The following is an 18,999-nucleotide window of genomic DNA, read 5'->3' as shown; positions in this document are numbered from 1 at the left end:
GAGATGCCCAATAAAATAGGTGATTAATCCGCAACACCCCAAAACGGACCTCCCCCATGCGTTATCGTGACAGGGATGAGTGTTACGGTGTTGAGTTCGCCGTCCCTTGCCCATGTGTCGTTTGGTTGCCTATTTGGGCAAACCCCTGCCCTTGAAACGTCTGATCCTGGAACCGCCCCATTCCCTGCTGGTACAGAGCTATGCGCCCCGGGAAATGACCGCTGGACTGCTGAATGGGGATGGGTTTGGTCTCGGTTGGTATGACCGTCGCCTGCGCCCCCAGCCGTTTACCTACAAAAATATCCTGCCCATCTGGAATGACCTGAATTTGCCGGGTTTGTGTGAATACATTACTGCCGATTGTTGCCTGGGCTATGTGCGGAGTGCGACCCCTGGTCTGGCGGTGGATTACAGCAATTGTCAGCCTTTTGTCCAAAATCACTTGAGTGCCATCCACAACGGTCGGGTGGAGCATTTTCGCAGTACCCTATACCGCCCCCTCCGCCAACAACTAACCGATGAAGATTACTTAAATATCCAAGGGTTGACCGATTCGGAGCATCTCTTTGCCTGGATACTGCACCATTACAAGTTGACGGGGGACTTGGCGCAGGCATTGTATGACGCTTTTATCAGCTTGCTGGATTTGGTGCCCGATCTGGATGTGACGTTTAATTTCATCCTGAGCGATGGCCAACGGCTGATCGCTTCCCGTTTGGCGCACGGGGGGTCAGCCCCCAGTTTGTATTACCTGCAGGGGCATCCCGATTATCCCGGCGTGGTGATCGCCTCGGAACCCCTGTTTACGGATGCGCGGTGGGTTCGTTGTCCTGAGGGCGGGGTGGTGGTGGTGACGGAGCATCTCCAGGTGCAGGAGTGGCATCCCCCCGCAGGAGCGGCAGTAAGCGTTTAAGTTCATCCCGTTGGGCGGTGATCTGTAGGGCATTGTCCTGCATTTGTACAATCACCTGTTCCACCCGTCCTGCGCCCCGCCAGTAGAATATCCCTGCCACCGGTGCCAGGAACGCTAACCCCAGGGGTTTGACCCCCCAATCCGGCACCAGGCTTGCCAAGACCAACCCCAGGCAAAAGCCACTCAAGCCCACCAGCAGGGAGAGCAGTACCGCCAAGGGCCAACTGGGAGCCACCCGTCCCTGCCACACCAGTTGGGGAATGCCCGGTTCGCCCCCCACCAAGCGGTAGCCCCGTTGTTGCAAAAACAGGCGCAGTTGGTTCATGGTCGTCCCGACCGAGCCTTGCAGAGGAATGCTTTGGGTTTGGGTACGGTCTTTCACCGCCGCTCGCACAAAAAATACCAACCCCACCACCAACAGGGCGGTCAACAAACCCGTGGATGTCAGATAAATGGACGAAATGGATGCCATGCGGACTACCTCCCTCTGCCCATGATAAAGGGGTCGGGAGTCAACTGGGCGACAACTGCTCCAAATAACGCAGTAGGTCCGCCATCGCCTGGGGGCTGGGTTGAAATTGGGGCATGGGCGGGGTTTGTCCCCCCGTCACCTGGCGAATCACTCCCAAGGGGGACTTGCGTTTCACCACCCCATGCAGGGATGGCCCCACATGACCCGTCCCCTGTACCCCATGACAACTGGCGCAATTTTGTAAAAAAATGTCCCGTCCCCGGCTGGCATCCCCCACAATACTTAATACTTCCTTAACATAAGGGTCACGCAGGGGCAGGAGGTGCCACCCCCACCAGAGGGCATAGACCAGCAGGGCTAAACCTGCCCACCGGAGGATCATGCGCCACCAGGAGCTATCGGCTGGATAGCTATTCACCGGGGTTAAAGGCTTCGGTTGAACGGTTTCCACAGCGCACCTTGATAGATAAAGATAGGTATTAAACGGGTTGGTTTGGCAAAGGAATTATCCCCAGGACTCTGTGATGAAATGAGAGATTCCTTAAAGGATTCAGAACATATTGTAACAATAAGCGGCAGGACTGGGGGCCAGGCGAGGAACCTTGCCAAAAATAATTGCCACGGGGGTCTCTATCAATGTCGGCATCCGGCAATCCCACCCGCATGATGCGTAAAAATTTTATATTTTGTATTTGAAAATTTTATATAGCAATCTTAAACTATTACCCAACAAAAATTCCCCAGAACCAAAGACGGGGGCGGTGCCCCTGCGACCCATTTTTAGAAGTGCCATTAAGGATACCTCTATTTATTTGCACCCATTGCAGGTTATGTCGCTGGAATGCCCCTATTAATGGCTACACCCCTACAACCCATTTTTAGAAGTGCCCTTAAAACACTAAGGCGTTTAAGGCACTGCCCGCTCTGGTTTCTCTGAAACATTGGTTGACCGATGCGGTGGGACTGTTATCCAAGTATGCTTGTATTTAGTCGGTTTTTGAGATATATTGATATACCGCATCAAATTTACGAGCTGACGAGAATATGGCAAAGCGTGTCCAGGTGGTTTTGACGGCTCCCGTGGTCAAATTGGGGACGACCGGGGATTTGGTGGAAGTGGCTCCCGGTTATGCCCGCAACTACTTAATCCCCCAGGGGAAAGCGGTGGCGGCGACACCCGGTATCTTGCGTCAGGTCGAGCGGCGGCAGGAACAGGAACGCCAGCGGAAAATTCGGGAAAAAGAGGAAGCCCTCGCCCGCAAAACCGCCCTGGAAGTGATCGGGCAGTTGACCATTGCCATGACCGCTGGGGAGAACGGCAATTTGTTCGGGAGCGTCACCGAAAAAGATGTGGCGGAGATGATCCAGACTGGGACGGGGCAGGTGGTGGACCGCCGGGAGATTACCATCCCAGAAATTCGCAAACTGGGTACCTACGAAGCGCAAGTTCGCCTCCACCCGGAAGTGATCGCAACGGTGAAATTCCAAGTCATTCCCGCCAAGGGAGCCGCCTAGGGATCGGGTGCAGGGGTTAGGTTTAGATGAATTTTCTGAAATTCCTGTGACATATGGGAACCTCTATATTATTTGAACCAATCATCAATCCCATCGTGGGAATGCCCATATTAGCCAGAACTAAGGGCGGCGACCGCTAACTTTGAATTTATAGAAGTGCCCATATAGCAATCCCACTTGATTAACCAATGGGAATTACTTAGAACCAAGCACGGGGACGGTGCCTCTGCGACTCCTATTCTATTTTCATTTAGGATTGCTATCGCTTACTGTTTTAAGCCCATCGTTACGCAAACCTAATGTCAAGCGATATTTGGCCTTTTTTCGCTACATTTTTGGGGTCAAGTTCAAAGTTGGCAATAAAAATCTCTTTTCCCAACTGGTCAGAATTTTCTGTTTGATTACGCATACCATACATTAAGTGCCACTCGGCAATATGGGCAAACGCAAATAAATCTTTAATATAATCGCAATTATCGTAAGTTATCAGCCATTGATGATGACAATTTTTCATGACTTGTGCAAATTTTTCGTGGTCAAAACCTTTGTGTAATTTCCCATTTCTGCCATAAAGTGCTGACTTGGTTGCCGAAAAATACGGTGGGTCAAGAAAAATAAGTACATTGTTTCCCTCGGCTTTGATAACATCTTCGTAATCTAAGTTGGTAATTTTTGTATCTTTCATTACATTTTTTAGAAGCCTTAACCGTTGAATACTACTTTCCGTAAATCGTTTTTGAAAGGCTTGTTCTGAAAATCCACCCGCTTCCGTTGTGCCTGAAAAAGTAATTCTATTGAATACAAAGAAGGCACTTGCTTTTTGTACATCGTCAAAACTGTCCATGTTTTCACTTAAAAACCTGTGTAATTCTTTACCGTCTTCAAACTCACGCTTCCAATTATTTACTTGATTGACAACACTTTGTAGGTCTTTTTGCACATATTCCCAGAACTTGTACAATTCAAAATACAAGTCATTTATCCAATATTTTCTATCGGGATAGAGTTGTTTTAATGCCAGAAATACCGAACCACCACCCACAAAAGGCTCTCTAAATTCTTCAAAATCAGGAATTAAAGGCAAAATTTGGTGTATGGCTTTACTTTTGCCGCCAGGGTATCTGAGGGGGCTTCTGATCATAGGATTGGCAAGTCTTGGGCGTAAGCAACTTTTTTCTTTCCTTTCAAATAATCCAGTTTTGGCTCTCGCAAAATAATTTCTTTCATTTGGTAGGGTGGGTAAACGGTACACTCAAAATTATTTTTATCATTACACTCAACAAAACAAACCCAAGCATTCGGCTTTGTTAGTATTGGGTCTTTTCGATAGGATGAAGACTGAAATGTCCAAGATAAACCATACCTTGCTGATGCAGTTGTTTTTTGTGTTTTTACGGCCAGAGGGACACCATCAATATACAAATCCTCATCCCAAGATTTTTGTTTTTCCTGGTATATTGCGTAATCGGGCCCCTTGACCACTCTATTCAGCTGTTCAAAAATAATCCTAACCGCTTCCTCGCCGATTTTACTAATGAAGTGGTCATCTTTAATTTTATTTAGATCAAATTGATGGCTGTCACCGTAGTTGGTGGTTTTTACAACATTTTCAGCAAAATCTTTTGCCTTTTGTATAGTTCTAGCATCAATGCTAACCATTTGCTTCGTCGTGAAAAGACGCATAATCATTGAGAGTTTGATGTTTTCAGGGTTACGAAAAATCCCTTGGTATTGGCTTTTGCCAATAAAGTTGTTAGTGAGAGACTTTTTTGCATTTCAGTCAGTTGGTTCTCACTTTTAGAGGCAGTCAAAAGCCCAACAGGAATTGTGGGAATTGTCATTGACCTCTGGGTTTTTCAAAAGCGAATCCCCGCCTGCCGCATCCGTTCCAGAGCCAATTCCATCCGTGCTTCTGGGACCGTCAGGGCAATGCGGAAAAATCCTTCCCCAGCGGCACCGTAGCCCACCCCCGGTGGGACAATAATGCCACATTTTTCTAATAAGAGCGTGACAAATTCAGTGGACGTGTAGCCCTGAGGAACCGGTGCCCAGACGTACAGCGTGGCTTTGGGGGGAACAAGTGGCCAGCCCAAGGATTGCAACCCTTGCACGATCAAATCCCGCCGCCGTTGGTACACCTGCATCAAATCCTGCAACGCCGCCTCAGTGGTTTGAAACGCCGCCATCGCCGCCCGTTGAATCGCCTTGAACACCCCGGAGTCCACATTGGTTTTCACCTGCCCCAACCCCTGAATCCCCAAGGCGGACCCGCAGACAAACCCCACCCGCCAGCCGGTCATATTGTAGGACTTGGACAGGCTGTGAAACTCAATCGCCACCTCCTTCGCCCCCGGCACTTCCAGCACACTGGGGGGTTTGTAGCCGTCGTAGGCCATTTCCGAATAGGCGTGGTCATGGCAAAGGAGCATGTCGTACTGGCGACAAAAATCCACCACTTCTGCGAAAAACTCGCGACTGGCCACCGCCCCCGTCGGATTATTGGGGTAGTTCAACCAGAGCAATTTCGCTGCCTGCGCCACCTCGGTGGGAATCGCGGTCAAATCCGGCAAAAATCCCCGCTCTTTCAATAAAGGCATCGTCCAGGATTTCCCCCCCGCAAAAATCGTCGAGGTTCGGTACACCGGGTAGGCTGGGTCGGGGATCAGCACATAATCCCCCGCTTCCACAAATGCCAAAAACGTATTGTGAATCGCCTCTTTGGAACCAATCGAGGACACCACCTCCCGTTGGGGGTCAACCGTCACCCCAAACCGCCGTTGCATCCAGTCCGCCGCCGCCTGCCGGTACTCCTTCGTCCCCTGATAGGGCGGATAATTGTGGGTGCTGGGGTCATCAATCGCCGTGTGCATCGCCTGAACCACATGGGCGGGCGTGGGTTGATCCGGGTCGCCGATGCCCATATTGATCACATCCACCCCCTGTGCCACCAATTCATCCCGCTTGCGGTCAATTTCGGCAAAGAGGTAGGGGGGAATCTGTTGCAAACGGCTGGCTAATTGCATCGGGAAGGCTCAATGGGAACTGCTCTTTTATCATAAATCCTACAGCGGCCAATGCAACCCTACCGGCAAGCAATTTTTCAAAAATCAGCAGATTTGGGGGTAATAAAAATCGCTTCTTTTGTCCAATAAGTTCCCATTTCTGTGAAGAATTTTTCCTGCCGACCATAGAGGGGATTGCCAATAATAACTTTTTGTTGTTTAGGTTCTATAGCCAGCAACACCACTGCGTGTAAAATGGTTTGCCCTGCCCCCACTGGTTCATGCACATGGAGCAGAGCGGGTCGGTTCACCTGGAGTAGGTCAGCTAGGGTTAAATTACTGCGATATTCGGGGCGCAAACCCAAATGAAATAATGCCCACCACTCCCGGAATGAACTTGTCCCCTGGCGACTGGTAGCCGTGAGGGCAATCACCTCCCGTTCCCCAATTTCCGGCATTTGACCATAGAGGCGTGCCAACGTTGCCACACTCGCTGCCGCACAGCTATAGGAAGTGCTTTGTAAAACCACTTGTTGACGGGTTACGGATGGCGTTTGCACCCAATGGGTAATCGGCCAATACCGATGAATTTGCCAACTCAAAACCATACTTAATAGTCCCACCAATATTAAGCCTTGCCGCTGATTTGCCAGGGATAATTTTACTAAAATACCCACCACAACCCAACCGAAAAACAAAACAAAAATTGGCAATTCACTAAGCACTAACAGGAACCAAACGGGCAACCAATGGGTCAGATGAAATCGCCCGATTAAAGCCATAATGATTCCCATGCCTGCCAACCAAGCTAAAAGTAGATATATTTGTTTTTGATAGGGACTTAAATCCATATTCCAAGTTATGCCCCGGCGCAATAAATTTTGCCCTAAAAATAATCCCAAAAAAAATCCCAGACCAGCGATTACCAGTAAGTACATTTGGTGTGCTTTCCCCCCCTAGTTGAGTATTTTATCCTTAATTTTAAGGCTTGATTTTATATTCAGAAAGATCGCAGGGTTCCACCCCGCCCTGATTCTGCTCCCCTACACCATGTAGCCATCTAATTTTGTTATTCGCACCAATGATTGGCAATGGCTATACAAGCGCCCCTGTAAATAACAAAATTCCCGCCCGCCACCTACCCAGGAAACAATTCCTGTAACACCGCCGGAATCAGTCGTCCCCCCTGGGTATTCACCCCCCGCCCCAAAGGCGTATCAGGTTGCAGGGCGGCTCGCCCCCGTTCCGCCAAATCCAACAGGTACGGCCAGATACTCTGGTTCAACGCTTGCGTCGCTGTCCAGGGCACTGCCCCCGGCATATTCGGGACACCGTAATGCAATATGCCATATTTTGTGTAAACCGGTTCCGTGTGGCTCGTTGGTCGCAAAGTTTCTACGCATCCTCCCTGATCCACCGCCACATCAATAATCACGCTTCCAGGGGTCATGGATTTCACCAGGGCTTCGGGGACAAGGGTGGGGGTGCGCCGTCCGGGCAGGAGTACCGCCCCGATGAGTAAATCCGCCTGGGGTACCATTTCGGCAATGTGGGAGCTATTGCTGTGGAGTAACTGCACCCGGAAGCCAAATAAATCCCCCAACGCGTGTAACCGATCCAGGTTGAGTTCAATAATCGTCACCTGCGCCCCCAAGCCCACCGCCATCCGTGCCGCTTCCGTGCCTACGACCCCGCCCCCCAAAATGACCACCTGCGCCGGTTTCACCCCTGGGACACCCCCCAGAAGCACCCCCCTGCCGCCGGACTGCCGTTGCAAAAAGTGGCTCCCAAACTGCACCGCCAACCGCCCCGCAATCACGCTCATGGGATGCAACAGCGGTAACCGCCCATCGTTCAATTCCACCATTTCGTAGGCAATCGCGGTCGTTCCCGCATGGAGCAGGGCTTTGACCAAATCCGGCTGCGCCGCCAGATGGAGATAGGTAAAGAGCAGTAAATCCTCCCGCAAAAACCCGTATTCCTGGGGCAAGGGTTCCTTGACCTTGACTACCAAATCCTGGGCCCAAGCGGTCGCGGCCTCCGCTACAATGGTTGCCCCCGCCTGTTCATACAATTCATCCCCAAACCCCGCCCCAGCCCCCGCCTGGGTTTCCACCACCACCGGATGCCCCTGGGCCACCAACGCCGCCACACTGGCCGGACTCAGCCCCACCCGAAATTCCTGGTCTTTTATTTCCTTCGGTACCCCGATCCGCATCCTGGCTCCCATCCCACAGTTGGGATTTAGGATTTAGTTTATCCCTTTTGCCCCTGCTCTGACTGCCCCAACAGGGCTTGCCCCGCCACCGTGCCCAGGGCAATCAGGGTCAGCAGGGAAGCCCCGGCAAACGCCGCTATGGTTTGATATTCCATATAGACCCGTTCGATGTGCAGGGTGAGGGTATTGGTCTGGCCAATCACCTTGCCAGAGACCACCGCCACCGCCCCAAATTCCCCCAACCCCCGAGCCGTCGTCAAAATCACCCCGTACAACAACGCCCAACGAATCTGGGGCAAGGTCACCCGCCAGAAAATCTGCCACCCCTGGGCCCCCAATGTACACGCCGCTTCCTCCTCCTCCCGCCCGGTGCTTTCCAAAACCGGCAGTACCTCCCGCACCACAAACGGCAAGGTAATGAACAAAGTCGTCAGGATAATTCCCGGCGGCGCAAAAATAATTTTCAGCCCCAGCCACGTCACCCATTCCCGAAACATCCCCACCGTCGTGCTGTAGAGCAGGATAAACATCAGCCCTACAATCACCGGCGAAATCGCCAAAGGCGCATCAATCAAAGCCAAAATTAAGCCTTTACCAGGAAGCGAATAACGAGCCAACACCCAAGCCGTCACCAACCCCATTGCCGTATTCACCGGCACCGCCACCCCTACCACCAGAAGCGTCAATCCAATCGCATGGCGAGCCTCCGGTGTGGTCAACCCCTCCACATACGCCCCCCAACCCGACCGGAACGCCTGGTAAAACACATTTCCCAAGGGCAAAGCCACCATCAGAAGCAGGTACATCGCCCCCACCCCAATCAGTAACCAAGCCATCCACCCCTGGGGCACCGCCGGACGGGTCACCGCCATTGCACGTTCCTTTTGGTGAAAACGTTATCTTAAGGTTAATCAAATCACAAAATTGCGCCCAGTAGGGGCTAAGGTGAACCCATGCGGCTTTTGTTAATGACGGGTAAAGGCGGGGTCGGCAAAACCTCCGTAGCAGCAGCGACGGGTCTCCGTTGTGCGGAACTGGGCTACCGCACCCTAGTCCTCAGCACCGACCCGGCCCATTCCCTGGCGGATAGTTTCGACCAACCCCTCGACCACGAACCCCGCCTGGTACAACCCAACCTCTGGGGTGCGGAATTGGATGCCCTGCGGGAATTGGAATTGAACTGGGGGTCGGTCAAACGCTACGTCACGGAAGTCCTGCAAGCCCGGGGGTTAGACGGGGTACAAGCCGAAGAATTGGCTGTCCTGCCGGGGATGGACGAAATTTTTGGACTGGTGCGGGTCAAACGTCATTACGATGAAAATACTTATGATGTACTGATTATTGATTCGGCTCCCACCGGAACCGCCCTGCGCCTCTTGAGCATTCCCGAAGTGGCGGGCTGGTATATGCGGCGGTTTTACAAACCCCTGCAAGGCATGGCTCAGGTGCTCACCCCCGTCTTTGAGCCAATTTTCAAACGGGTGATGGGCTTTTCCCTGCCCAACCGGGAGGTGATGGATGCCCCTTATGAATTTTATGAACAGATTGAACAGTTGGAACGGGTTTTGACCGACAATACCCGCACCTCAGTTCGCTTGGTCACCAACCCGGAAAAAATGGTGATTAAAGAATCCCTGCGGGCGCACGCCTACCTAAGTTTATACAATGTCGCTACGGATTTAGTGATTACCAACCGGATTTTACCCGCCGATGTCACCGACCCCTTTTTCCGAAAATGGCAGACCAGCCAAAACCAATACCGCCAGGAAATTCAAAGTAGTTTCCATCCTCTACCGGTCAAAGAAGTGCCTTTGTACCCGGAGGAATTATGTGGTTTGGCGGCTTTAGAACGGTTAAAAAACACCCTTTACCCCGATGAAGACCCCACCCAAATTTATTACCAGGAACAGACGGTGAAAGTGACGGAAATGCCCCAGGGATATTGCCTCGAATTATATTTACCGGGGATTCCCAAAGAGCAAATTCAACTCACCAAAACTGGGGATGAATTGAACATTCGCATTGGCAACCACCGCCGCAATATGGTCTTACCCCAAGCCCTAGCCGGTCTGCAACCCCAAAAAGCCAGTATGGAAAACGATTACTTAAAAATTGAATTCCCGCTTGTTGAATTGGTCACGACCCCATGATTTCCCAAATACCCCTCGGTCAAACGGATATTAAAATCACTCCCCTGATCCTCGGCACTTGGCAGGCGGGCAAACGGGGTTGGGTAGGGATTGACGACCAGGATATTATCACAGCGATTCAAACCGCTTTAGAGCAGGGGATTACCACCATTGATACAGCGGAAATTTATGGGGATGGCTATAGCGAAGAATTGGTAGGCAAAGCAATTAAAAATTATCGGGGTCAGGCAGTCATTGCGACTAAAGTTTTTGCCAATCATTTAGCCTATGACCAGGTACTTTTAGCCTGTGAAAACTCCCTCAAACGGTTGCAAATTGATGTGATTGATCTCTATCAAATTCACTGGCCGAGTGGTAGCTGGAAAAGTCCGGTCGTACCGATTGCTGAAACCATGAGTGCCTTGGTCAAGCTGCAAGAACAGGGGAAAATTCGAGCCATAGGAGTTTCTAACTTTAACCTAGCACAACTCAAAGAAGCACAAAACTATGGGGTGATTAGTAGCCTGCAACCGCCCTATTCTCTCTTTTGGCGGATACCGGAGCGGGAGTTAATTCCCTACTGTGTTACTCAAGGGATTTCTATTTTGGCTTATTCCCCCCTTGCGCAGGGATTGTTGACCGGAAAATTTCCCCCTGACCAGCAATTTCCCCCGGAGGATGTGCGCTCCAAAAATATCCTTTTTCAAGGGGAATTGTACCAGCGAGCCCAATCTGCCCTTGCCCAACTGCGTCCGATTGCCGTAGCCTACCAGGTTTCCCTGGGAACTCTTGCGCTTGCATGGCTACTGCACCAACCCCGAACCCACGCCATCATTGGGGTACGCAACCGGGAACAGGTTTTGGCGAATTTACCCGCGATAACCTTGCAACTGAGGGCAGAGACCTTAGCGGCAATGGATCAAATTAGCCGTTCCGTCAATGATTTAATTCCTGCCGATGCCCTGTTGTGGAAGTTTTAGTCATTGTGGCGTAGCTATAAATTTCATCGCTGGCATACCCATATTCCCCAGAACCAAGGGCGCTATGACCGCTAACTTTGAATTGATCGAGGTGCCCTTAGGCCAACAAAGGGCGAAACCCATGTTTCACAGAAGCGGCACCAATCTGCGCCATCTTTTCGATAGTGATCTGGTTGCGACCCCAGGAAAAATTGGTATGCCAGCCTTCAAATTCCAATAACATCGCCTCAGCAAAACAAGCAAATAATTGCCGTTCTGGTACATCTAAATTCAGCATGGACATGATTTTCCAATCAATATCTAGGGAATGTTCAACCATGCCCCCATTCAATACCCGCACCCCCGGATGTTGAATTTGCGTACTCAGATTTTTGGGATAACCCCCATCAATAATCAGACAGGGATTTTTTAACTCTGCCGGGTTAATTTCCACCCCTTGCGGCATACTCGCCACCCAAACAATCACATCCGCTAAGGGCAATCCCGCCGTCAATGGTAATACCCGTCCTGTGCCCAATTCCTGTTGAAATTCCTGCAAGCGCTGTTGATTCCGGGCAACCAAAATTAGATCAATACCGGGAAAATGATGGGCTAACCAACGGCATACACCACTGCCAATATCCCCCGTCGCCCCACATACCAAAATACTTGCCCGCTCCAGATCAATGTCCATTTGGGGAGCCGTCAATTCGATTTGGCGGGCAATGATATAGGCTGTATGGGTATTGCCAGTCGTAAAGCGGCGAAAATCCAAGGAAACATTGCGAATATCCCGAATTTGGTCTAAATTAAAATTCTCAAAAATAATCGAAGTAAACCCTCCCAACGCCGTAATATCTATGTCGTGCTTTTGGGCGTGGGCCATCGCATTGATCACTTTACGGGTGGCGGCTTTGAACCGATTTTGGGAGAGCATTTCCGGCAAAAAACAGGACTCCACATAACGGCCTTCAATCACCTGCCCCGTGATGCTCCGCACTTTGATTTCATCCACTACCTGGGGGGGTGCCATGCACCAAAAATCCAACCCCTGCTCCGCATATTCTGGATAACCCATCCTGTCGGCAACGGATTGAGCGTGTTCTAAATTCGTCAAATGCCCGATTAATCCAAACATAAATGATGGTTCCAGAGTACACCTTCCCCAGGATAACGGAAATCTCCTGCGGGTGGGAAATTCATCAGCAGAATTGGCAATAAAATCCCTAAGCCGCCAGCCCCATTGCCGTTAACTGCATGACTTCCCGGGTGGTAAAGCCAATGTCCGCCAACGCATCCCCATAGGCAATCAGAAAATCCTCCACCAGGGCTGATTTTTCCATACCCAATTGCGCTGCGTCTTGTTCCACCTCATTTAACATCCGCCAGACCAAGGGCAAATTTTCCCGGTTGGCTGTCTTCAAACGGTCTTTGACTTCGGTAAAATGCTCTTTTAACCACTGTTGACCGAAATTCAAATGCAGGTACTCATCCTTGACCACCCCCTCGGTAATTTTGCGGGCGAAGGGGTCAGCTACCGGAATATAAATGTTGTAGGCCGATATGGCAAAAGCCTCGATAATTAACGCTTGAATGAGAAGACACGTCACCACATCACCAGCGGCAAATGCCTTCTGAAAATTATCATGCAGACCTTTGAAAAATTCCTTGGCAAATGGCAGATCGGGAGTGACCTGGAGGTTGCGGCCGCAGGCTTCAAAACCCTTCTTATGGCGGCTTTCCATTTTGGATAAAGAGAGCAATTCTTCCCGGCGGTCAGGAATCAATTCGGCAATTTGAATGTAGTTATCCGCCGCTTCCTGTTCCCCTTCGATGACGATGCCATTGATGCGGCTGTAGGCATCCCGATAAACATCGCTCTGAAAATCTAGGGTCGCCGTACTATCCACCATAATCTCACGCCACTCCTTAAACTCTGGGGAAACGATATTGCCAAAGCACTAACCAGCATTTTTACTGTATCAGAATCCGGCGATGGGTGCAAAAATTTCCCACCGGTTCCCTTTACACTGGGGTATGGTAATCCCGTGGACGACCAGAGCGTGGGTGCAATTCTCCGCAGTTATGTGTACATTGACAGTCTCCAATCCCAGTATGCGGCGTACCTGGGCACGGTATCGTCCGGGTTTTTGCCCCTGCCGGGGGATGCGTCCCTGTGGGTGGAAATTTCACCGGGGATTGAGATCAATCGCATTACCGATGTGGCTCTGAAATCGAATTTGGTGCGGCCTGGGGTGCAGGTGGTGGAACGGCTGTATGGTCTGTTGGAAATTCACGCCAGCCGTCAGGGGGAAGTGCGCTCGGCGGGGCAAGCGATTTTGGCGGCTTTAGGGGTGCGGGAACACCAACGCCTCAAACCCCGGGTGGTGTCCAGTCAGGTGATCCGCAATCTCGACCCCCATCAGGCGCAATTGATCAACCGGATGCGGCGGGGACAGATGATTTTGGCTGGACAAACCCTGTACATTTTAGAGGTGGAACCGGCGGCCTATGCCCCCCTAGCGGCGAATGAGGCGGAAAAAGCGGCTTTGATCAATATCCTGGAAGTCCAACCCTTTGGCAGTTTTGGGCGGGTCTATTTGGGGGGAGAAGAGCGGGATATTTTGGCGGGTTCCCGGGCGGCTTTGGCGGCGATTGAACAATTACAGGGTACGAGTCCGTCGGGGTCAGAAGCTAGGGAGTAAAGTTTATTTTTAATAGCCATCCTAAACGAGAATAGAACAGGGGTTGCAGGGGCGCCGTCCCCGTATTTGGTTCTGGAGAATTTTTGGTTGTAAATCAAGTAGGATTGCTATAGCTAACTTGAAAACGTGATTATAGTAATTTTAACTAAGTTTAAAACAAGGGTCGCAGGGGCACCGCCCCCGTAAAAGAAGCACCTGCGGTGTATGGTTCTGCAGAATTTTTGGTTGTAAATCAAGTAGGATCGCTATATATCAAACTAATACCAACTGATGGATATGCAATAAGTTACAATATGGACATTCCAGCGAGATAATTTTCTGGCAGTGCCAATGAATAAGAGCATTTTAATAAATCCTAATCAGTCCTAATATTGTTAATACTTAAACCATAGCGAGGCATCACCATGTCTGAACGGAAACCTTGGTATCGGCACTTCGGTCAACGATTCACCCCTCGACCGACCAGCCCACAGAACCTCGAGGATTTAGAGCAATTACAGCAAATTCAGATCACTTTGGGTGCGGAATCCCAGTTGGATACGCCCTACCTGGTGCTGGTGGTGGGTTCCTGCATCATTGCTACTTTGGGTTTGCTCGCCAACAGTGCCGCTGTGATTATCGGGGCGATGATTGTGGCTCCTTTGATGATGCCGATTCGGGGGTTGGCATTTGGGGCACTCATCGGCGATCTGACCCTATTTCGGCGGGCTTTCCTGTCGCTGGCGGTGGGGGCGGGGGTGGCGATCCTGCTGTCCTGTGGGTTGGGACTGGTGGCGGGGTTATCTACTTTTGGGAGTGAAATTTTGGCACGTTCGACCCCCAATTTGTTGGATTTGGGCATTGCGATTGCGGCGGGAGCCATTTGCGGCTATGCCTCGGTGGAACCCAAGGTGTCGGCGACGTTGCCAGGGACGGCGATTGCGGTGGCGTTGATGCCGCCTGTGTGTGTGGTGGGGTTGGGGTTGTCCCAGGGCAATTGGGTGCTGAGTTGGGGTGCATTTTTGCTGTTTTTGACCAATTTTCTGGGGATTGCCCTGGCGTGTATGGTGGCGTTTCTGTTGGCAGGCTATGCCCATTGGACCAAAGCCCGGGGTGTTTTAGCTGTGGCGACCCTGTTGACCAGTGGATTGGTGGTTCCCCTGGGCATTAGTTTTGTGGAACTCACCCGCCAAAATCGTTTGGAAACGAATCTTCGCAAAGCCCTCCTGAGCGGCACGATTACGTTTCAACGGGTGGAATTGATCCGCACTCAGACCAATTGGCAAATGCACCCCCCGGAGACTCGCTTGACGGTGCGGGCACAGGAACCCATCACGCCCCGCCAAGTGAAACTCCTCGAAGCGTTTTTGGAACGCCGCATGGGACAAAAGTTCACCCTGGTTTTCAATGTCAATCCCATTCAAGAAGTGCGTGCCGATGATACAGATAACCCCTAAATATAGCAGTCCTAAATGAGAATAGAATAGGGGTCGCAGGGGGTTAATGACTTGTGCCCACAGCCCCTACACCCGTGCCAGGACAAACACATTCCCCTTGTCGCCCCGGCTAATCCGTAGGTCAATGTCCAGGTAGGTAATGTCCAACCAACCCTGGGAACGACCACTGTCCAAGGGAATTTGGAGCAAAGGTAAAGGTTCTTCCTGCTCCAATCGCTCGAGCCATTGGGTGGGATGGCGATAGTCCACCAATCGTTGCAGTGCCAGCATACTTTGTTCAAAATAAATGGCAATCCGGCTGGGATTCACCACCTCAAAACGAGCTTTGACCGCCAATAACCCTTCTAAAAAAGGGATTCCCTGGGCTTCGGCGAGGTTGTACACCCGATTTTTGTCGGCTTGAATGACCTGATAAATTTGCCCCAGGGTCACCCCCGGCACCCGCCCCAGACCAATCACATCCACGCTGGTGGTGTAGAGCAACTGCCAACAGCCGCTGAGCAATTCGGGAGCCTGCGCTGGGTTGGGAGTAGGGTTGTGGGCTTCCAGTTGGCGAATCAATTGATCCAGTTCCGCCTGTGACCGAGGGGAGGCCAGCAAACCCCGATTGGTCACGGCTACCGCCTTCAAAAGTTTGATTTTTTCCTGCATACTACCCCCGCAAGTGACCACCGTTATTAGACCAGGTTTGCCGGGGCAAGACAAGCGGTGCTGGACGTCACCTGTCGGGGGCATGACCCGCTAGCCGTTCACAGGTGCCCCCCGCCGCGGTAATTTTGGCTTCGGCGGAGGTACTGAAGCTCGCAGCTACCACCCGCATCGGGCGGGTAATTTCCCCTTTGCCCAAAATTTTCAATGCCCCCTGGGGTTGTTTGACCCAGCCCGCCGCCTGTAAGGCTTCCAGGGTCACGGGTTGTTCGCCTTCCCAGTTAGCCAAATCCCCCACGTTGAGGATGGTGTAGCGGGTGGGGTTGACCACAGGGAAGCCATGCAATTTGGGAATCCGCCGGTACAAAGGGTTTTGCCCCCCCTCAAACCCCGGACGGGTGGGGCGACCGGAACGGGATTTTTGCCCCCGCATCCCAAAGCCGCCGCTGGCTCCCTGCCCCGCACTGATGCCCCGGCCAATCCGCCGTCGCCGATGCTGGGAACCGGGTTGGGGATGTAAATCATGTAAGTTCATGGTGATTACCTGTAATTCCGAAACACTTAACCGTACAGTTGTTCTAGGGGAATGCCCCGCTCCTGGGCGACCTGGGAGAGCGTCCGCAGGCTGGAGAGGGCGGCCACAGCGGCACGGGCGTTATTCAAGGGGCTACTGGAACCCAACTGCTTGGCTAGGACGTTTTTCACCCCGGCCAATTCCAACACGGTACGCACGGCTCCCCCGGCAATCACCCCGGTACCGGGTGCCGCTGGCCGCATCAGGACGCTGGCCGCCCCGGAAACCGCCCGGGTGGGGTGGGGGATGGAATTGGCACGGGTCAGGGGCACGGTGATCAGGTGTTTTTTGCCATCGGCTACCCCCTTGCGGACAGCACCGCTCACATCGTTGGCTTTACCCACCCCGACGCCCACCTGGCCTTTTTCGTTGCCGACGATGACGATGGCCCGGAAGCTGAGCTTTTTCCCCCCCTTGACCACCTTGGTCACCCGGCGGGTTTGCACGACCCGCTCTTGCCATTCCGGGTCTTTTTCCAGGGTGCGGGCGGCTTTGCTACGACGTTCTTTAGCCATGCGGTCCTCCTTTTTTGACTAAAATTCTAATCCGGCGGCGCGGGCGGCTTCCGCCAGGGCTTTGACCCGCCCGTGGTAGAGGTTCCCCCCCCGGTCAAAGACGACCCGCTGAATCCCCTTGGCGAGGGCCCGTTCGGCGATCACCTGACCGACCTTGGTGGAGGCCGTACAGGTGGCACCGTTGTTGTCCAATTCCTGGCGCAGGCTGGGTTCCACGGAGGCGGCTGCCACTAGGGTATGGTGTCGGGTGTCGTCAATCACCTGGGCATAGATGTGCTGGTGGGAGCGAAAGACCGCCAACCGGGGACGTTCCGGGGTGCCCACCACCCGCTGGCGGATACGGCGGTGACGACGTTGAATGGCTTCGATACGGGTGAGTTTCATGGTGTTACTTCTTCTTACCAGTGGTTTTGCCTTCCTTGCGCCGCACCGCTTCGCCCAGGTAGCGAATCCCTTTGCCCTTGTAGGGTTCCGGCGGACGCACAAAGCGAATCTGGGCGGCTAAATTGCCCACCTGCTCCTTGTCAATGCCCCGCACCACGACGATGGTGCCCTGGTTGACGCTTTTGCCGGTGGCATCTTCGATGCTGAAGGTGATGCCGGGGGGCGGGGTAAACTCTACCGGATGGCTGTAGCCCACGGTGAGGACTAATTTGGTACCGGACATCTGCGCCCGATAGCCCACCCCCTGGATTTCCAGTTTGCGCTCAAATTCCTTGGCCACCCCCTCGACCATGTTGGCCATCAGGGTGCGGCACAGGCCGTGCAACTGGCGACTTTGGCGGGAGTCATCCGCCCGGGTGACCAGCAGAACGTTCTCCTGTTGTTGGATCACCACCCCTGGGGGAAATTCCCGCTGGAGTTCCCCTTTGGGGCCTTTGACCCGTACCCGCTGGCCATCGAGGGCGACGGTGACCTTGGCGGGCAAAGGAATCGGTCGTTTACCAATCCGGGACATGGCGGCTCCTACCAAACATAACAAAGAACTTCCCCACCGATGCCGTTTTTGCGGGCTTCCCGGTCGGTCATGATCCCCCGGGAGGTGGAAATGACGGCAATGCCAATCCCCCCCAGTACCTTGGGCAGTTCCCGGTGGTTGGCATAAACCCGCAGACCTGGACGGCTGACCCGCCGTAGGGTGCGAATCACCGGCTGGCGTTGGCGGCCACTGTACTTGAGGGTGATCACCAGCACCTTGCGTACCCCTTCCCCCTCCTCCCGGAAGTCCTGGATAAAGCCCTCGGACTTCAGCACCTGGGCGATACTGCGGGTCATGCGGGTGGCGGGCACCTGGGTGGTCTGGTGGTGCGCCAAACCGGCGTTGCGAATCCGGGTGAGCATATCGGCAATGGTGTCGTTAACCATCGTTAGTTCTCCCGAAACGGCATCCCGAGGGCTTTGAGCAGGGCCAACCCCTCCCGGTCGGTGCGGGCGGTGGTGATGATGGCAATGTCCATGCCCCGAATTTTGTCAATTTTGTCATATTCGATCTCTGGAAAAATCAACTGCTCTTTTAGCCCCAAACTGTAATTCCCCCGCCCGTCAAAGCCCTTGGGGTTGATCCCCCGAAAGTCCCGAATCCGGGGCAAGGCCAGATGGATCAACCGCTCCAAAAAGCTGTACATCCGGTCGCCCCTCAGGGTCACCATCATCCCCACCGGCATCCCCTGGCGGATTTTGAACCCCGCGATGGCCTTTTTCGCCCGGGTGACCACCGCCTTTTGCCCGGTGATCAGGGTGATCTCCTGGAGGGAGGATTCCAGGGCTTTGGCGTTTTGGGCGGCTTCTCCCAAGCCCCGGTTGACGGTGACTTTCACCAATTTGGGCACCTGATGCACATTGGTGTAGCCAAACTCCTGCATCAGGCGGGGGATGATGGTTTCCTGGTATTGGGATTTCAATCGTTGTGCCAT

General features: G+C 52.7%; 23 protein-coding genes. 6 read left to right on the top strand and 17 right to left on the bottom strand.

Annotated elements, in window-relative coordinates:
- The first annotated feature begins 112 nt into the window (after nucleotides 1-112).
- Nucleotides 113-913 (top strand): ergothioneine biosynthesis protein EgtC, encoded by an 801-nt coding sequence (gene egtC / locus MLD66_RS10260; protein WP_247217569.1) that lies wholly within the window; start codon nucleotides 113-115, stop codon nucleotides 911-913.
- Here egtC and MLD66_RS10255 read toward each other — a convergent pair.
- Both MLD66_RS10255 and MLD66_RS10250 read right to left on the bottom strand, forming a co-directional pair.
- Nucleotides 804-1,385, bottom strand: a complete 582-nt coding sequence (locus tag MLD66_RS10255) for a cofactor assembly of complex C subunit B (protein ID WP_247217567.1) — start codon at nucleotides 1,383-1,385, stop codon at nucleotides 804-806. The genes egtC and MLD66_RS10255 overlap by 110 nt on opposite strands.
- A 40-nt stretch (nucleotides 1,386-1,425) precedes the next feature.
- On the bottom strand, nucleotides 1,426-1,836 hold the full coding sequence (locus tag MLD66_RS10250; protein ID WP_247217565.1) for a cytochrome c: 411 nt from the start codon (nucleotides 1,834-1,836) through the stop codon (nucleotides 1,426-1,428).
- 593 nt (nucleotides 1,837-2,429) lie between these two features.
- Between MLD66_RS10250 and rplI the strand changes: the two genes are divergently transcribed.
- Nucleotides 2,430-2,900, top strand: coding sequence for a 50S ribosomal protein L9 (rplI, locus tag MLD66_RS10245; RefSeq protein ID WP_247217564.1), 471 nt, complete (start codon nucleotides 2,430-2,432; stop codon nucleotides 2,898-2,900).
- Nucleotides 2,901-3,186: 286 nt separating this feature from the next.
- Here the strand turns inward: rplI and MLD66_RS10240 are convergent, their stop codons facing one another.
- From MLD66_RS10240 to cysW, 6 genes are all read right to left on the bottom strand, one after another.
- Nucleotides 3,187-4,041, bottom strand: a complete 855-nt coding sequence (locus MLD66_RS10240) for a DNA adenine methylase (RefSeq protein WP_247217562.1) — start codon at nucleotides 4,039-4,041, stop codon at nucleotides 3,187-3,189.
- On the bottom strand, nucleotides 4,038-4,583 hold the full coding sequence (locus tag MLD66_RS10235; RefSeq protein ID WP_247217560.1) for a hypothetical protein: 546 nt from the start codon (nucleotides 4,581-4,583) through the stop codon (nucleotides 4,038-4,040). Before MLD66_RS10235 ends, MLD66_RS10240 begins: the two co-directional genes overlap by 4 nt.
- A gap of 173 nt (nucleotides 4,584-4,756) precedes the next feature.
- Nucleotides 4,757-5,923, bottom strand: a complete 1,167-nt coding sequence (locus MLD66_RS10230; RefSeq protein ID WP_247217558.1) for a pyridoxal phosphate-dependent aminotransferase — start codon at nucleotides 5,921-5,923, stop codon at nucleotides 4,757-4,759.
- A gap of 77 nt (nucleotides 5,924-6,000) precedes the next feature.
- Nucleotides 6,001-6,840, bottom strand: a complete 840-nt coding sequence (locus tag MLD66_RS10225; protein WP_247217556.1) for a cysteine peptidase family C39 domain-containing protein — start codon at nucleotides 6,838-6,840, stop codon at nucleotides 6,001-6,003.
- Nucleotides 6,841-7,040: 200 nt separating this feature from the next.
- Nucleotides 7,041-8,120, bottom strand: a complete 1,080-nt coding sequence (gene ald / locus MLD66_RS10220; RefSeq protein WP_247217555.1) for an alanine dehydrogenase — start codon at nucleotides 8,118-8,120, stop codon at nucleotides 7,041-7,043.
- A 38-nt stretch (nucleotides 8,121-8,158) separates the two neighbouring features.
- Nucleotides 8,159-8,992: a sulfate ABC transporter permease subunit CysW gene (gene cysW / locus MLD66_RS10215; protein ID WP_247217552.1), complete on the bottom strand. Its 834-nt coding sequence runs from the start codon at nucleotides 8,990-8,992 to the stop codon at nucleotides 8,159-8,161.
- An 81-nt stretch (nucleotides 8,993-9,073) separates the two neighbouring features.
- Between cysW and MLD66_RS10210 the strand changes: the two genes are divergently transcribed.
- Nucleotides 9,074-10,270: a TRC40/GET3/ArsA family transport-energizing ATPase gene (locus tag MLD66_RS10210; RefSeq protein ID WP_247217550.1), complete on the top strand. Its 1,197-nt coding sequence runs from the start codon at nucleotides 9,074-9,076 to the stop codon at nucleotides 10,268-10,270.
- Nucleotides 10,267-11,229 (top strand): aldo/keto reductase, encoded by a 963-nt coding sequence (locus tag MLD66_RS10205; protein ID WP_247217548.1) that lies wholly within the window; start codon nucleotides 10,267-10,269, stop codon nucleotides 11,227-11,229. The genes MLD66_RS10210 and MLD66_RS10205 overlap by 4 nt, the downstream gene beginning before the upstream one ends.
- 97 nt (nucleotides 11,230-11,326) lie before the next feature.
- Here MLD66_RS10205 and MLD66_RS10200 read toward each other — a convergent pair whose 3' ends face one another.
- The gene (locus tag MLD66_RS10200) at nucleotides 11,327-12,346 is read right to left on the bottom strand and encodes a long-chain acyl-[acyl-carrier-protein] reductase (protein ID WP_247217546.1); all 1,020 of its coding nucleotides are present in this window, start codon (nucleotides 12,344-12,346) and stop codon (nucleotides 11,327-11,329) included.
- An 88-nt stretch (nucleotides 12,347-12,434) separates the two neighbouring features.
- Complete coding sequence (locus MLD66_RS10195) at nucleotides 12,435-13,121, bottom strand: aldehyde oxygenase (deformylating) (protein WP_247217544.1); 687 nt, start codon at nucleotides 13,119-13,121, stop codon at nucleotides 12,435-12,437.
- Nucleotides 13,122-13,271: 150 nt separating this feature from the next.
- Here MLD66_RS10195 and MLD66_RS10190 point away from each other — a divergent pair, with 150 nt between their 5' ends.
- Together MLD66_RS10190 and MLD66_RS10185 are read left to right on the top strand one after the other, a co-directional pair.
- Nucleotides 13,272-13,913: a hypothetical protein gene (locus MLD66_RS10190; protein ID WP_247219063.1), complete on the top strand. Its 642-nt coding sequence runs from the start codon at nucleotides 13,272-13,274 to the stop codon at nucleotides 13,911-13,913.
- A 404-nt stretch (nucleotides 13,914-14,317) separates the two neighbouring features.
- Nucleotides 14,318-15,349: a DUF389 domain-containing protein gene (locus tag MLD66_RS10185; RefSeq protein WP_247217542.1), complete on the top strand. Its 1,032-nt coding sequence runs from the start codon at nucleotides 14,318-14,320 to the stop codon at nucleotides 15,347-15,349.
- A gap of 66 nt (nucleotides 15,350-15,415) precedes the next feature.
- On the opposite strand, the gene MLD66_RS10180 is transcribed toward MLD66_RS10185, so the two are convergent.
- The 7 genes from MLD66_RS10180 to rplE form a co-directional block, all read right to left on the bottom strand.
- Entirely contained in the window at nucleotides 15,416-16,000 is a 585-nt protein-coding gene (locus tag MLD66_RS10180; protein WP_247217541.1) for a PAP/fibrillin family protein, read from the bottom strand.
- 67 nt (nucleotides 16,001-16,067) lie between these two features.
- Nucleotides 16,068-16,532, bottom strand: coding sequence for a 50S ribosomal protein L15 (rplO, locus tag MLD66_RS10175; protein WP_247217539.1), 465 nt, complete (start codon nucleotides 16,530-16,532; stop codon nucleotides 16,068-16,070).
- A 26-nt stretch (nucleotides 16,533-16,558) separates the two neighbouring features.
- A complete protein-coding gene (gene rpsE, locus MLD66_RS10170; protein ID WP_247217537.1) occupies nucleotides 16,559-17,086 on the bottom strand; it encodes a 30S ribosomal protein S5 in 528 nt (175 codons plus the stop codon).
- Nucleotides 17,087-17,104: 18 nt separating this feature from the next.
- Complete coding sequence (gene rplR / locus MLD66_RS10165; RefSeq protein WP_247217535.1) at nucleotides 17,105-17,470, bottom strand: 50S ribosomal protein L18; 366 nt, start codon at nucleotides 17,468-17,470, stop codon at nucleotides 17,105-17,107.
- A 4-nt stretch (nucleotides 17,471-17,474) separates the two neighbouring features.
- A complete protein-coding gene (rplF, locus tag MLD66_RS10160) occupies nucleotides 17,475-18,044 on the bottom strand; it encodes a 50S ribosomal protein L6 (protein WP_247217533.1) in 570 nt (189 codons plus the stop codon).
- Nucleotides 18,045-18,052: 8 nt separating this feature from the next.
- Nucleotides 18,053-18,451: a 30S ribosomal protein S8 gene (rpsH, locus tag MLD66_RS10155; protein WP_247217532.1), complete on the bottom strand. Its 399-nt coding sequence runs from the start codon at nucleotides 18,449-18,451 to the stop codon at nucleotides 18,053-18,055.
- Nucleotides 18,452-18,453: 2 nt separating this feature from the next.
- Nucleotides 18,454-18,999, bottom strand: a complete 546-nt coding sequence (gene rplE, locus MLD66_RS10150) for a 50S ribosomal protein L5 (protein ID WP_247217530.1) — start codon at nucleotides 18,997-18,999, stop codon at nucleotides 18,454-18,456.

The sequence above is a fragment of the Synechococcus sp. C9 genome, assembly GCF_022984075.1.
GTDB lineage: Bacteria > Cyanobacteriota > Cyanobacteriia > Gloeomargaritales > Gloeomargaritaceae > Gloeomargarita.
The sequence above is the reverse complement of the archived record's forward strand: the minus strand, read 5'-3'. Positions and strand labels throughout refer to the sequence as shown.

Coding starts and splice junctions, on each gene's coding strand:
- rplR (WP_247217535.1), bottom strand. CDS start 17,470: ATGAAACTCACCCGTATCGAAGCCATTCAACGTCGTCACCGCCGTATC.
- MLD66_RS10240 (WP_247217562.1), bottom strand. CDS start 4,041: ATGATCAGAAGCCCCCTCAGATACCCTGGCGGCAAAAGTAAAGCCATA.
- MLD66_RS10235 (WP_247217560.1), bottom strand. CDS start 4,583: ATGCGTCTTTTCACGACGAAGCAAATGGTTAGCATTGATGCTAGAACT.
- MLD66_RS10180 (WP_247217541.1), bottom strand. CDS start 16,000: ATGCAGGAAAAAATCAAACTTTTGAAGGCGGTAGCCGTGACCAATCGG.
- MLD66_RS10210 (WP_247217550.1), top strand. CDS start 9,074: ATGCGGCTTTTGTTAATGACGGGTAAAGGCGGGGTCGGCAAAACCTCC.
- MLD66_RS10225 (WP_247217556.1), bottom strand. CDS start 6,840: ATGTACTTACTGGTAATCGCTGGTCTGGGATTTTTTTTGGGATTATTT.
- MLD66_RS10200 (WP_247217546.1), bottom strand. CDS start 12,346: ATGTTTGGATTAATCGGGCATTTGACGAATTTAGAACACGCTCAATCC.
- MLD66_RS10205 (WP_247217548.1), top strand. CDS start 10,267: ATGATTTCCCAAATACCCCTCGGTCAAACGGATATTAAAATCACTCCC.
- rpsH (WP_247217532.1), bottom strand. CDS start 18,451: ATGGTTAACGACACCATTGCCGATATGCTCACCCGGATTCGCAACGCC.
- ald (WP_247217555.1), bottom strand. CDS start 8,120: ATGCGGATCGGGGTACCGAAGGAAATAAAAGACCAGGAATTTCGGGTG.
- egtC (WP_247217569.1), top strand. CDS start 113: ATGTGTCGTTTGGTTGCCTATTTGGGCAAACCCCTGCCCTTGAAACGT.
- rplO (WP_247217539.1), bottom strand. CDS start 16,532: ATGAACTTACATGATTTACATCCCCAACCCGGTTCCCAGCATCGGCGA.
- MLD66_RS10185 (WP_247217542.1), top strand. CDS start 14,318: ATGTCTGAACGGAAACCTTGGTATCGGCACTTCGGTCAACGATTCACC.
- MLD66_RS10195 (WP_247217544.1), bottom strand. CDS start 13,121: ATGGTGGATAGTACGGCGACCCTAGATTTTCAGAGCGATGTTTATCGG.
- rplE (WP_247217530.1), bottom strand. CDS start 18,999: ATGGCACAACGATTGAAATCCCAATACCAGGAAACCATCATCCCCCGC.
- rplF (WP_247217533.1), bottom strand. CDS start 18,044: ATGTCCCGGATTGGTAAACGACCGATTCCTTTGCCCGCCAAGGTCACC.
- MLD66_RS10230 (WP_247217558.1), bottom strand. CDS start 5,923: ATGCAATTAGCCAGCCGTTTGCAACAGATTCCCCCCTACCTCTTTGCC.
- rpsE (WP_247217537.1), bottom strand. CDS start 17,086: ATGGCTAAAGAACGTCGTAGCAAAGCCGCCCGCACCCTGGAAAAAGAC.
- rplI (WP_247217564.1), top strand. CDS start 2,430: ATGGCAAAGCGTGTCCAGGTGGTTTTGACGGCTCCCGTGGTCAAATTG.
- MLD66_RS10255 (WP_247217567.1), bottom strand. CDS start 1,385: ATGGCATCCATTTCGTCCATTTATCTGACATCCACGGGTTTGTTGACC.
- cysW (WP_247217552.1), bottom strand. CDS start 8,992: ATGGCGGTGACCCGTCCGGCGGTGCCCCAGGGGTGGATGGCTTGGTTA.